This window comes from Rhizobium sp. 32-5/1 (assembly GCF_029537235.1).
Lineage (GTDB): Bacteria > Pseudomonadota > Alphaproteobacteria > Rhizobiales > Rhizobiaceae > Pararhizobium.
This window is the reverse complement of the sequence record NZ_CP120638.1, coordinates 1725752-1738411: the sequence shown is the minus strand read 5'-3', so window position 1 is coordinate 1738411 and position 12660 is coordinate 1725752. Positions and strand designations below refer to the sequence as shown.

The following is a 12660-nucleotide window of genomic DNA, read 5'->3' as shown; positions in this document are numbered from 1 at the left end:
TCGATGCCAGCCATTCCTCGCAAGTCCATCCTTGAAAAATTCCACGGCATGATTGCAGCCGGCGTACCGATCGTCGGCGGTGGTGCCGGTACGGGGCTTTCCGCAAAGGCCGAGGAGGCCGGTGGCATCGACCTCATCATCATCTACAACTCAGGGCGCTACCGCATGGCAGGCCGCGGCTCGGCCGCGGGCCTGCTCGCCTATGGCAACGCCAACGAGATCGTCAAGGAGATGGCGGTCGAGGTCTTGCCCGTCGTCAAGAAGACGCCGGTGCTCGCGGGTGTCAACGGCACGGATCCTTTCGTGCTGATGCCGCGCTTCCTTGCCGACCTCAAGGCCATGGGCTTTTCCGGCGTGCAGAACTTCCCCACGATCGGCCTTTTCGATGGCCGGATGCGCCAAAGCTTCGAGGAAACCGGCATGGGCTACGGTCTGGAGGTCGAGATGATCGCCACCGCGCACGGGCTTGACCTTCTGACGACGCCCTATGTCTTCAACGAGCGCGAGGCGATCGACATGACGGTGGCCGGCGCCGACATTGTCGTGGCCCATATGGGAGTGACCACCGGCGGCACGATCGGCGCCACATCCGGCAAGTCGCTCGATGACTGCGTCGATGAGATTGCCGCAATCGCCAAGGCTGCGCGTTCCGTGCGCGACGATGTCATCGTGCTCTGCCACGGCGGGCCCATCTCCATGCCGGATGATGCGCGCTACATCCTGGAGCGCTGCCCCGGTTGCAACGGCTTTTACGGTGCAAGCTCGATGGAGCGGCTGCCGGCAGAGGCCGCGATCCGCAAGCAGACGGAAGATTTCAAGGCGCTCTCGATCGGCGCGATCGTCTGAGGAAACAAAAGGGAGGAGGCCATTTATGGCAGACAACAGGTATTTCATCTATCCGAAGGACGTCAGTGCATTCGGTTTCGACTGGGGCAGGCTGTCACTGACCGTGGCGCCCGAGGTCAACGGCGCCAGCCGCTTTTCCGGCGGCGTCGTCGATCTGCCGAGCGGCGAGGGCCATGCCCGCCACAATCATCCGGGTGCGGAGGAAATCATCTTCGTGATTTCAGGCGAGGGCGAACAGATGGTCGAGGATGAGGGCGGCAATCCGATCACGCAGAAGGTCGGCCCCGGCTGTACAGTCTATGTGCCGGAAAGCCGCTTCCACTCCACGAAGAACACCGGCGCCGGCCCCATGCAGCTTTTTGTCGTCTATTCGCCAGCAGGGCCGGAGCTTGGGCTTCGCGAGTTGCCGGACTTCCGGCTGCTGCCACCAGGCGCCTGAAGCCTGAAGCTTACGAATAGCCACACACTTTCTGGGAGGAAAAGCGGTGAACATCAATGCAGCGGAAACAAGGCCCGCCGTGCCGCCGTTCGATACGGCCAAGCTAGACCGGCTGATGGAGGAGGCCGGTATCGACGTCATCGTCGCCACCTCGAAACACAACACGCAATATCTGATGGGTGGCTACAAGTTCATCTTCTTTGCCGCCATGGATGCCATCGGCCATAGCCGATACCTGCCGATGGTCATCTACGAGAAAGGTGCGCCCGATCATTCGGCCTATGTCGGCAACCGCATGGAGGGTGGGGAACATCACAACAATCCGTTCTGGACACCCGCCGTGCATACGGCGAGCTGGGGCACGCTGGATGCGGCAACGCTCGCCGTCGAGCACCTGAAGAAGATTGGAAAAGCTGGTGCGCGCATCGGCATCGAGCCGGGCTTCCTGCCATCAGACGCCCGCGATCTCCTCGCCTCGCGGATAAAGGGCGCACGGTTCGTCGATGCCACGCATGCGCTGGAACGGTTGAGGGCTATAAAGTCGCCGGATGAATTGGCCAAGCTGAAACGCGCCTCTGAACTGATTACAGATTCGATGCTGGCAACGATTGCTGCGGCCGGCGCGGGCTCGACGAAGACGCAGATTATCGAGCAGTTGCGGCGCGAGGAAACCAACCGTGGCCTGCACTTCGAATATTGCCTTCTGACGCTCGGCTCCAGCCACAACCGCGCCGCCTCGCCGCAGGCCTGGGCGAAAGGGGAAGTGCTGTCGATCGATTCCGGCGGCAACTATCACGGCTATATCGGCGACCTCTGCCGCATGGGCATTCTCGGGGAGCCGGATTCGGAGCTGAAGGATCTTCTGGCCGAGGTTGAGGCGATCCAGCAGGCGGCCTTTGCAAAGGTCAGGGCAGGGGCAGCGGGCAGCGAGATGATCGCGGCGGCGGAAGCTCTGCTAAAGGCTTCGCCATCGGCAGCCTTCACCGACTTCTTCTGCCACGGCATGGGCCTTATCAGCCACGAGGCGCCGTTCCTGATGACCAATCACCCGGTCGCCTATGAGGGGATCGATGCCGACAGGCCGCTGGAAGCAGGCATGGTGATCTCGGTTGAGACGACGATGCTTCACCCCAAGCGCGGCTTCATCAAGTTGGAAGACACGCTTGCCATCACCACGGGCGGCTACGAAATGTTCGGTGATCGCGGCCGCGGCTGGAACCGTGTCGAAGGGTAAGTGAAACCTAACAACACAGAAGGCCCGGCGGATGTCTCCTGCCGGGCCTTGTGTCATCTGGTCCTCTGCCTCAGGTGTGGCGGATTTCCGTACCCAGCACCTTCAGGCACTCCCGGATGAAGGCCGCGAGCGCCGTCCAGCCCTTGGCGGAAACCATCGTGCCATCGACATAGGCTTCGGTCGGCGAAAGATCGATATAGGTGCCGCCAGCCAGGGTGACTTCGGGTTCGCAGGCGCCCAAGGCACCTACCTTCTTGCCGCGAACGACGCCATCGACGGCGATCAGAATCTGCACCCCGTGGCAGATGGTGAAGATCGGCTTCTTCTCCTCGTGGAAATGGCGCACCATCGCCTGTATCCGCTTGTCGGTGCGGATGTATTCCGGTCCGCGCCCGCCGGCGCAGTAGACGGCATGGTACTGGTCGAGCTGTTTCTCCGCTTCGGAAAACGTCTTGTTGATAGTGACGTTGTGCCCGAGTTTTTCGGTGTAGGTCTGGTCGCCCTCGAAATCGTGCAGCGATGTTCTAAGGATGTCTCCGGCGCTCTTGTCCGGGCAGACGATGTGCACGGTATGGCCGACAGCCTCCATCGCCTGCTGGTAGACGAAGATTTCGTACTCCTCGGTGAAATCACCGGTGAGCATCAGGATTTTCTTGCCTGGCATGGGTTCTCCTCCTCGTTGTCAGGTCGGGCAGGCGTCTCCTCGCCTGCCGGATTTCTCAGATCTCGTCGAAAGCCGGCAGCAGCCGGTCGCGCGAATGTTCGATGTGAATGCGCATCGCCTTCTCCGCAGCGCTGGCGTCGTGCACCGCAAAGGCATCGAGCAGCGTCTGGTGTTCGCCGAGTGCCTCCTCGGTCACGCGGCGATGGAACATCAGGCGGAAGATGTGAAAATGGGTGTGCTGGAATGTCAGCATCTCGCGGATCAGCTCGTTGCCGGCAAATTCCATGATGCGATCGTGGAAAATCGCATCCTGGCGGGCAAAGGCGGAATAGTTCGCACGTTCGTCCCCATTGTCCCTGCGCGTCATGACGCCGGCGGCTTCCGTAAGGATCGCTAGCCTCTCCTCGTTCATGGCCTTGGCGGCCTTGGCAGCACCGGCAGGTTCGAGCAGCAGGCGCAGCTCATAGAGCTCGTCGAAGCGGTGGCGCGTGATCTGGGGCGATGCACGATAGCCGACGAGATGCTGCTTGACGACAAGGCCTTCGCCTTCCAGCCGGCCCAGCGCTTCGCGGATTGGCGTGTGGGAGACGTTGAACTCCTTGACCAGATTATCGACCGTGATGCGCGCGCCGGGCGCGATCTTCAGCGACATGAGCTGGTTGAAGATCGCATCATAGACATCGCCGGCCAGGCTGTTGGCGCGCGGTATCTGGCTCGTTGATGGTTCTTTTGGTCTCGTCGAAATCATCTGCTGCCTTGCCTCTTGACAGGTTCAATCGCTAGCACGATGCTGCGGTCAACACAATCCTATATCCTATACGATTTAATATAGGGAGGAAAAATCATGCGAATTACCGAGACGGCAGGCCTAGCGCTTGCCACGCGTCTTTTGGAAGAACACGGCGCACCGCGAGACCATGCGGTGCTGCAGGCACGCGTCCTGGTCACAGCCGAGATGAAGGGTCACCCGTCGCACGGGCTGCAGCGGCTTCCCCGACTGATTGAGCGGATCAAGCGTGGCGTCATGGACCCGGAGACGAAGGGCACGCAGCGCTGGCGGGCTGATGCCATCCTGGATGTCGAGGGTTCCTCCGGGTTCGGCCCTGTCGTCGCGATGGCTGCGATTGAGCGGCTGGCATCCCACATTCCCGATCTAGGCATCGGTCTCGTTGCGGTTCGCAATGCAAATCATCTCGGAATGCTCGCTCACTATGTCGAGGCCATCGCCGGTCTCGGTTTCGTCGGAATTGCGCTCTCGTCGAGCGAGGCGCTGGTCCATCCCTACGGTGGTACGCGGGCCATGCTCGGCACCAATCCTGTGGCGATTGCGGTGCCGACCGCAGGCGAGCCGCTGGTGCTTGATCTTGCCACCAGCCTCGTTCCGATGGGCCGGATCCATCAGCATGCGGCGAGCGGCAGGCCCATTCCCGAAGGATGGGCCCGCGATGCGGACGGTCACCCGACGGCCGATGCAGCCCGCGCCAAAGCCGGCGCCATCGCGCCCTTCGGTGACGCGAAGGGCTACGGCCTCGGCATCGCCATGGAATTGCTGGTGGCAGCGCTTGCGGGCTCGGCGCTGGCGCCGGATGTGCGCGGCACGCTTGACAGCCGGTCGCCCTGCAACAAGGGCGACGTCTTCATCCTGATCGAACCCAGCCTGGCACCGGGACTTCCCGCCCGACTGTTAGCCTATCTCGATGCAGTGCGCGCATCGCCACCCGCCGAAGCCGGCGAACCGGTGCTTGTTCCTGGCGATCGGGCCCGGAAACGGAAGGCTGCGGCGAGCCGAGACGGCTTCGATATCGACCAGCGTCTCTGGGAGGAGCTGAACGCGCTTTCCCGCTCCCGCGTTCTGGCCTTCGAGGGACAAAGATCATGAGCCTGTTCGCCGTCCTGAGACTGCCGCGGGAAATCCTTTTCGGCGCTGGCCAGCGCCATGCGCTTGTCAGCGTCGCAGGCCGAACCGGCAGACGCGCCCTTGTCTGCACCGATGCGCGGTTCGCCGCAACACCAGTTTTTGCGGAGATGATGACGTCACTTGAATCCGCTGGTATCGCCGTGCTTGTCTATGACCAGACGTTGCCGGACGTGCCGCGAGACACCGTCGGGGTTTGCGTCGAGGCCGCGCGCGGCTTCGCGCCCGACATGGTGATCGGCATCGGCGGCGGCAGTTGCCTCGATATGGCCAAGTGCGCGTCACTGCTCCTCACCCATGGCGGCGGGCTCGGGGACTATTACGGCGAGTTCAAGGTGCCGGGACCAGTCCTGCCGGTCATCGCCGTGCCGACGACGGCGGGCACGGGCTCCGAAGTTACGCCCGTTGCTGTCATCTCCGATCCTGACCGCACCTTGAAGGTCGGCATTTCGAGCCCCTATCTGATTGCCGCGGCGGCGATCTGCGACCCGGAACTGACGCTGTCCTGCCCCAAGGGCCTGACCGCCGTTGCCGGCGCGGATGCGCTGACCCATGCGATCGAGGCCTTCACAGCCATGCGCCGGCCCGGCGATCCGGAACTCGCGCAGCAGCATGTCTTCATTGGCAAGAGCGATCTTTCCGACCAGTTCGCCCTGCATGCCATCCGGCTTCTCGGCCGGAGTCTCGAAAAAGCCTTCGCCGATGGCTCCGACATAGAGGCGCGCGCGGACGTGATGATGGGCGCGCTTGCGGCCGGCTGCGCTTTCGGCACCGCGGGCACAGCCGCCGCCCATGCAGTGCAGTATCCGGTCGGTGCCGCGACCCATACCGCGCATGGGCTCGGGGTCGCGACCATGTTGCCCTATGTAATGACCTATAATCGCCGCGTCGCCAGCGCAGAAATCGCCGTGGTCGGCAGGGCGCTCGGCCTTGACCCTGAAGGGGGCGCAGATGATGAAACGCTTGCCGATGCGGCGATCAGCGAGGTCAGCCGCCTCTTTGCCGCGATCGGCATCTCGCCGACGCTTGCTGCGCTTGGCCTGCCGGAAGACCGGCTCGACTGGACCGCCGAACAGGCGCTGGGCATCGGCCGGCTGATCAAGAACAACCCGCGTTCGCTGGATTCAGCCTCTATGGGCGGCCTCGTGCGCGCCGCGTTCGACGGCGACCTGGCCGCTTCCGCCCTCTGACATCGGGAAGATATCATGAACGTCATCAAGCAATCTTCGCAACAAGACCGCGACCGCTTTGGGTTGGGTTCGTTTTCGCACGGCCTCTATATCGGCGGTGCCTGGCGGCCTGCTACAGGTGATGGTCGGATTCAGGTTGTCGATCCTTCGACCGAGGCAGTCATTACCACAGTGCCCGATGCGACCGTCGTGGATGCGGCTGCGGCCGTGGAGGCTGCTGCAAGTGCGGCGGAAGGCTGGCGCGAGACGCCGCCGCGAAAACGGTCCGAGATCCTGCGTCGCTGCTTCGAACTCATGGTGGAACGGGCCGAAACGCTCGCAGCACTCATTTCACTCGAAAACGGCAAGGCCCTGCGCGATGCGCGCGGCGAGGTGGCCTATGCGGCGGAATTCTTCCGTTGGAACGCCGAGGAAGCCGTGCGTATCTCCGGCGAGTTCGGCATTGCGCCCTCCGGCACAAACCGGATCATCGTCGATTACCAGCCGATCGGAATCTGCGTGCTGATCACGCCATGGAACTTCCCCGCCGCCATGGCGACGCGCAAGATCGCGCCGGCTCTTGCCGCCGGCTGCACCGTCATCCTGAAGCCGGCGAGCGAGACTCCGCTGACGGCCTATGCCTTGGCCGCACTGTACGAGGCGGCGGGCGTGCCGCCGGGCGTCGTCAATGTGCTAACGACGACAAAACCCGGCCCTGTCACTGCCGCCATGCTGGCCGATCCGCGTGTGCGAAAACTGTCCTTCACGGGCTCGACGGGCGTTGGCCGTGCGCTTCTCGCCGAAGCGGCAAACACGGTCGTCTCCTGTTCCATGGAGCTCGGCGGCAACGCGCCGTTCATCGTGTTCGACGATGCGGATATCGATGCGGCGATCGAGGGGTTGATGGTGGCGAAACTGCGCAATGCCGGCGAGGCTTGTACGGCGGCAAACCGCATCTACGTTCAATCAGGCATCCACGACGCTTTCGCCGAAAAATTCACCCGGCGTATGGCCGCCCTGAAGATCGGTGCGGGTGTTGACCCCGATACGGAATGCGGTCCAATGATCACGAGCAAGGCGGTGGAGAAGATCGGCCGGCTCGTCGACGACGCCGTTGCGCGCGGCGCACGTGTCCTTTGTGGCGGGCAGATACCCGCAGGCAACGGTTTCTTCTACCCGCCGACGGTGCTGGCCGATGTTCCGCCCGCCGCGGACATGGGCCGCGAAGAGATTTTCGGCCCCGTGGCACCCTCTATCGCTTCGAAAGCGAGGCCGAAGTTATCGCTGCTGCCAACGATACGGAATATGGTCTCGCGGCTTACATCTATACAAGCGACATCGGCCGTGGCATGCGCGTCGCCTCGAAGGTCGAGGCAGGCATGATCGCGCTCAATCGCGGACTCGTCTCCGATCCCGCCGCCCCCTTTGGCGGCGTGAAGCAGAGCGGCCTTGGACGCGAAGGCGGGCAGCATCACGGCATCGCGGAATTCATGGAAGCAAAGTATATTGCGACAAGTTTCTAGAGGAGACATTGTGGCTGCCGATCCGTTCCGCATTCGCGACCATGTCGCCAATTTCGATGATATTGTCGGCGATATCCGCGCCCTCAGCCTCGCCACGCGCGAAAGCGTCGCCATGGAGGCCAACGTCGCCTACGGCGGCGAACCGGACGAGACCCTCGACATCTTCCTGCCAGTTGACGCTAAGCCGGGCATGCCGATCCACATGTTCATCCATGGCGGCTATTGGCGGATGTTTTCCAAGGAGGACTATTCCTGTGTCGCCGAGACCATCACCCGCTCCGGGGCAGTCGCTGCCATCGTCGATTATTCACTGATGCCCAAAGTGCGAATGGACGTTCTGATCGCCCAGGTGCGGAAAGCCAAGAGTTTCCTGCTCGCACATGCACGTCATTTTGGCGCAGCACCTGATAGGCTTTCGGTCAGCGGCCACTCCGCCGGCGCGCATTTGGCGACCTTTCTCTTCCATCGGTCGAACGAGCCCTCCGGCATCGTTTCTGCCTTCCTGCTCGGCGGGCTCTACGATCTCAAACCCTTGCAGACGTCTTTCCTACGCGACGAGATCGCCTTGACGGACGAGGAGGTGCAGCGATTTACGCCGATGAATCACAAGCACGATCCCGCAACGCGCATCTCGATCATGACCGGTGAACGGGAAACCAGCCCTTTCGGGCAACAGGCAAAAGCCTTCACGGAGCGGCTGATTGCTCAGGGTCTTGCGGCCAGCGCATCGCAGGTCGCTGGTGGTGATCACATGAGCACGGTCCGGGATCTTGCCGTTTCCGGCACCCCGGCAGCCACCGCATTGCGGGCTTCGATCGCCGATGCCGGTTGATCCCGTCGTCGCGGTCGAACTGACGATCCGACCTGACGGGAAACCGTCTGAGGTTCGAAGGCTATCGTGGCGACCTGCCGCAAAGCCGGAGGGGCGGAGCGCCACGAAGAGCATGGCGAAGTTTAATTCGCCGCCTTCGCCAGAAGCGCTGCAACCAGCCCGGCAGTGGAGCTGTCATGCCCGTCAGCGCTCTGCTTGCCCTCGATAACAGGCAGGAGGCCGGATGCCAGTTCCTTGCCGAGTTCGACGCCCCACTGGTCGAAGGAATTGATATTGAAGAGGGCGCCCTCGACAAAGACACGATGTTCGTAAAGTGCGATCAGCCGACCGAAGGCATGCGGCGTCATCTTGTCGTAGACGATGGTCAGCGACGGGCGGTTGCCTTCGAACACGCGATGCGGCGCGATCTTTTCGATGAAGTCAGGAGCAAGCCCCTTGGCGGCCATCTGCGCCTTGGCCTCGTCTAGCGTGCGGCCTTTCATCAGCGCTTCCGATTGCGCCAGGCAATTGGCCATCAGGAGTTGGTGGAGTGGACGCAGCTCCGGCTCATGGCCGTTGGCGGCGATCATGAATTCGGCCGGGATCACGCTCGTGCCCTGGTGGATCAGCTGGTAGAAGGCGTGCTGGCCATTGGTGCCGGGCTCGCCCCAGACAACCGGGCCGGACTGGCCCTCGACCGGCGTACCGTCCAGCGTCACGCCCTTGCCGTTTGATTCCATGTCGAGCTGCTGCAGATAGGCTGGAAAACGCGACAGGCGTTGGTCATAGGGCAGGATCGCCCGAGTTGCGTAGCCGAGCACGTTGCGATGATAGAAGCCGAGAAGGCCGAGCAGCATCGGGATGTTTTCGCGTAGCGGCGCCGTCTGGAAGTGACGGTCCATGGCATGCGCGCCGGCGAGGAACTGGGCGAAATTGTCCTTGCCGATGGCGATCATCAGCGGCAGGCCGATCGCCGACCAGATCGAATAGCGGCCGCCGACCCAATCCCAAAACCCGAAGATCCGGTCGCTCTCGATACCGAAGGCGGCGACCTTGTCGAGCGCCGTCGAAACCGCGCAGAAATGATGTTTGACCGCATCCTCGCCAAGCTTGCCGGCGATGAAGGCGCGGGCGGTGGCTGCATTGGTCATGGTCTCGATGGTCGTGAAGGTCTTGGACGCCACGATGAACAGCGTTGTCTCGGCATCCACAAGCTTCAACGTATCGGCGATATGGGCGGCATCGATGTTGGAGACGAAGTGCAGGCGCGGGCCGTCATGCTCCGGTGCCAGCGCCAAGGTCGCCATGACCGGGCCGAGATCCGATCCGCCGATGCCGATATTGACGACATCAGTGATCGCCTTGCCGGTTGCACCCTTCAGCACGCCCGAGCGGATGCCGTCGGAAAATTTGCCCATGGCATCGAGTACGGCGTTCACGTCAGGCATGACGTCCTTGCCGTCGACGATAACAGGCGTGTTGGAGCGGTTGCGCAAGGCCGTGTGCAGCACGGCGCGGTCCTCGGTGATGTTGATCGCCTCGCCCGCAAACATGGCGTCGCGTTTCTCCGCGACCTTGCCGGCCTCTGCGATGGCTTCAAAGCCGGCCAGAACCTTGTCGTTGACCGCGCATTTCGAATAGTCGAACAGCATGTCCTCGAAGGTCGTGCTGAAGCTTGAAAAGCGTTTCGGATCAGCGGCGAAAGCAGCCCGGATATCGGTGGCCTTGGTCTCGGCGACGGTGGATTTCAGCTGTTCGACAAGCGCTTTCATCGTGGGGCTCCCGGCAATGCGTGATGGCTGCGATAGCTAGTCGGTTTGGCTATCGCAAATCAAGTCCGCGGCGGCTTCGATGTAAAAAACCGGAACATTTGCCGCAATTGCACGACCCGCTATGGTTGCAAATTCCATTGTTTGCAATAGGCTTGCAACATTCAGGGCGGAAGCAGCAGCGCCAAGCCAGCTGGCGCATCCGGGCGGATGGGCTTCCCGGACTGTAGCAGGACGACAGCCTCGTCCCTGGATGTGGAGGTGAACTATGTGGTTTCGACCATTTAGTGTCACGCTGACGTTAAGAAAAACCCGCACGAGCTGGTCAATCACCGTGCGGGTTCAATTCTTAAACTAAGCAAACGGTGGCTGGAGTTCCCGCTCCAGTCACCACTCCGCCAAAATACTGTGTTCATGCTGTTTTGACAAGCCGAGCGTGATAAGCCGGTCTATGTCACCGGCTTATCACGCAGGTCCTTGCGCAGGATCTTGCCGACGTTGGTTTTCGGCAGATCGGCGCGGAACTCGACGAATTTCGGGCGCTTGTAGTTGGTGAGGTTGGCCGCGCAGTGAGCCTTCACGTCCGCCTCCGTCAGCGCCTGGTCCTTCTTGACGACGAAGAGTTTTACCGATTCGCCGGAATGCTCGTCGGCCACGCCGATGGCGGCGCATTCGAGAACGCCCGCAAGCGTCATCGCGACTTCCTCGATCTCGTTGGGGAAGACGTTGAAGCCGGAAACGAGGATCATGTCCTTCTTGCGGTCGACGATCTTGGTATAGCCTTCGGCATTCATAAAGCCGATATCGCCGGAGCGGAAGAAACCATCTGCGGAAATTGCCTTCAGGGTCTCGTCGGGGCGCTGCCAGTAACCGGCCATCACCTGCGGGCCGCGAATGCAGATTTCGCCGATCTCGCCAACCGGCAAGGTGTTGCCGTCATCGTCGCGGATCTCGATGTCGGTGGACGGCAGCGGCATGCCGATCGTGCCGGAAAATTCGGTCGTGTCGAAGCGGTTCGCCGTGGCGACCGGGGAGGTTTCGGACAGGCCGTAGCCTTCGGCAATCGGGCAGCCGGTCATCTTCTGCCAGCGCTCCGCCACCGGACGCTGCACGGCCATACCGCCGCCAAGCGTGAGCAGCAGCGAGGAGAAATCGAGCTTCTGGAAATCGGCATTGTTCATGAGGGCATTGAACAGCGTGTTCAGGCCCGGGAAGATATTGAACTTGTACTTGCCAAGCTCCTTGACGAAGGCCGGGATGTCGCGCGGGTTGGGGATCAGGATATTCTGTCCGCCCGTGCTCAGACCCATCAGCGCATTAATCGTCAATGCAAAGATATGGTAGAGCGGCAGTGCGCAGACGAACACCAGATCGTCAGGACGCGGACGCCGCACAAAGGCGGTTTCCAGCCAGAGCTCGATCTGCGCCATGTTCGACAGAAGATTGGAATGGGTGAGCGCCGCCCCTTTTGAAACACCGGTTGTGCCGCCGGTATATTGCAGGAAGGCGATATCGGACGGCGCAACATTGGTTTTCACCAGCGTCTTCTTGGCGCCCGCGGATAGAACGGCCTTGAAGGACAGGTGTCCGGCAAGCGACCAGGCGGGTACGAGCTTCTTCACGCGGCGCACGACGAGATTGACGATTACGCCCTTCAGACCGAGAAGATCGCCCATTGTGGTCACGACCACATGTTTGACGGCGGTTTTGGCGACCACCTGTTCCACGGTATGGGCGAAGTTCTCGAGCACGAAGATGGCCTTGGCGCCGGCATCCTTCAACTGGTGTTCGAGTTCGCGCGGCGTGTAGAGCGGATTGACGTTCACGACGGTAAAGCCGGCGCGCAGAATGCCGAAGATAATGACCGGGTTCTGCAGGATATTCGGCATCATCACGGCGACACGGTCGCCCTTGACGAGACCGATCGACTGCAGCCAGGCGCCGACATGGGCGGACAACCGGTCAAGGTCGCTGAACGTCAGCGATTTGCCCATGCAGGTAAAGGCCGGACGTGCCGCATGTTTTCCGCAGGCGAGATTAAACAGGTCGCCGATCGAGCGATAGGGCAGGGGTGCAATTTCGGCAGGCATGCCGGGCGGGTAGGATTTCAGCCAGATTTTTCTGCGGCTGGTCCCGGTGCATTCATCACGGTATCCGGCATGCTCTCTCTCCCTTTATACCTTCCGGTCTGTTCCCCGGTGCTTCTTGAGCGATAGAACCCCTCCAGGTTTTACCGCTACATCAAAGATGCTGTTTTTACGCTGCACCTTCAAGCCCATTCCGGATTATA

The 12660-nt window shown here is 61.7% G+C and carries 10 protein-coding genes and 1 pseudogene; 7 read left to right on the top strand and 4 right to left on the bottom strand.

Annotated features, from left to right (window positions below):
- The first annotated feature begins 3 nt into the window (after positions 1 to 3).
- From P6U16_RS08925 to P6U16_RS08915, 3 genes are read left to right on the top strand one after another with little or no spacing between them, the layout of a single operon-like run.
- Complete coding sequence (locus P6U16_RS08925) at positions 4 to 846, top strand: phosphoenolpyruvate hydrolase family protein (protein ID WP_277703445.1); 843 nt, start codon at positions 4 to 6, stop codon at positions 844 to 846.
- 25 nt (positions 847 to 871) lie between these two features.
- On the top strand, positions 872 to 1285 hold the full coding sequence (locus P6U16_RS08920; RefSeq protein WP_277703444.1) for a cupin domain-containing protein: 414 nt from the start codon (positions 872 to 874) through the stop codon (positions 1283 to 1285).
- A 46-nt stretch (positions 1286 to 1331) separates the two neighbouring features.
- On the top strand, positions 1332 to 2519 hold the full coding sequence (locus P6U16_RS08915) for a Xaa-Pro peptidase family protein (protein WP_277703443.1): 1188 nt from the start codon (positions 1332 to 1334) through the stop codon (positions 2517 to 2519).
- A 70-nt stretch (positions 2520 to 2589) separates the two neighbouring features.
- Here the strand turns inward: P6U16_RS08915 and P6U16_RS08910 are convergent, their stop codons facing one another.
- Entirely contained in the window at positions 2590 to 3183 is a 594-nt protein-coding gene (locus tag P6U16_RS08910) for a DJ-1/PfpI family protein (protein ID WP_277703442.1), read from the bottom strand.
- Between the two features lie 55 nt (positions 3184 to 3238).
- Positions 3239 to 3931 carry a GntR family transcriptional regulator gene (locus P6U16_RS08905; protein ID WP_277703441.1) on the bottom strand — a complete coding sequence of 231 codons (693 nt, stop codon included), beginning with the start codon at positions 3929 to 3931 and terminating at the stop codon, positions 3239 to 3241.
- Positions 3932 to 4027: 96 nt separating this feature from the next.
- Here P6U16_RS08905 and P6U16_RS08900 point away from each other — a divergent pair, with 96 nt between their 5' ends.
- From P6U16_RS08900 to P6U16_RS08885, 4 genes and pseudogenes are all read left to right on the top strand, one after another.
- On the top strand, positions 4028 to 5062 hold the full coding sequence (locus P6U16_RS08900; protein WP_277703440.1) for an Ldh family oxidoreductase: 1035 nt from the start codon (positions 4028 to 4030) through the stop codon (positions 5060 to 5062).
- Positions 5059 to 6288 carry an iron-containing alcohol dehydrogenase gene (locus P6U16_RS08895; protein ID WP_277703439.1) on the top strand — a complete coding sequence of 410 codons (1230 nt, stop codon included), beginning with the start codon at positions 5059 to 5061 and terminating at the stop codon, positions 6286 to 6288. The genes P6U16_RS08900 and P6U16_RS08895 overlap by 4 nt, the downstream gene beginning before the upstream one ends.
- A gap of 15 nt (positions 6289 to 6303) precedes the next feature.
- Positions 6304 to 7790, top strand: a pseudogene (locus P6U16_RS08890) (NAD-dependent succinate-semialdehyde dehydrogenase).
- A gap of 10 nt (positions 7791 to 7800) precedes the next feature.
- Positions 7801 to 8622: an alpha/beta hydrolase gene (locus tag P6U16_RS08885; protein WP_277703438.1), complete on the top strand. Its 822-nt coding sequence runs from the start codon at positions 7801 to 7803 to the stop codon at positions 8620 to 8622.
- A 122-nt stretch (positions 8623 to 8744) separates the two neighbouring features.
- On the opposite strand, the gene pgi is transcribed toward P6U16_RS08885, so the two are convergent.
- Together pgi and P6U16_RS08875 are read right to left on the bottom strand one after the other, a co-directional pair.
- The gene (pgi, locus tag P6U16_RS08880; RefSeq protein WP_277703437.1) at positions 8745 to 10373 is read right to left on the bottom strand and encodes a glucose-6-phosphate isomerase; all 1629 of its coding nucleotides are present in this window, start codon (positions 10371 to 10373) and stop codon (positions 8745 to 8747) included.
- Between the two features lie 446 nt (positions 10374 to 10819).
- Positions 10820 to 12460 carry a long-chain fatty acid--CoA ligase gene (locus P6U16_RS08875; protein WP_277703436.1) on the bottom strand — a complete coding sequence of 547 codons (1641 nt, stop codon included), beginning with the start codon at positions 12458 to 12460 and terminating at the stop codon, positions 10820 to 10822.
- Positions 12461 to 12660 lie beyond the last annotated feature (200 nt).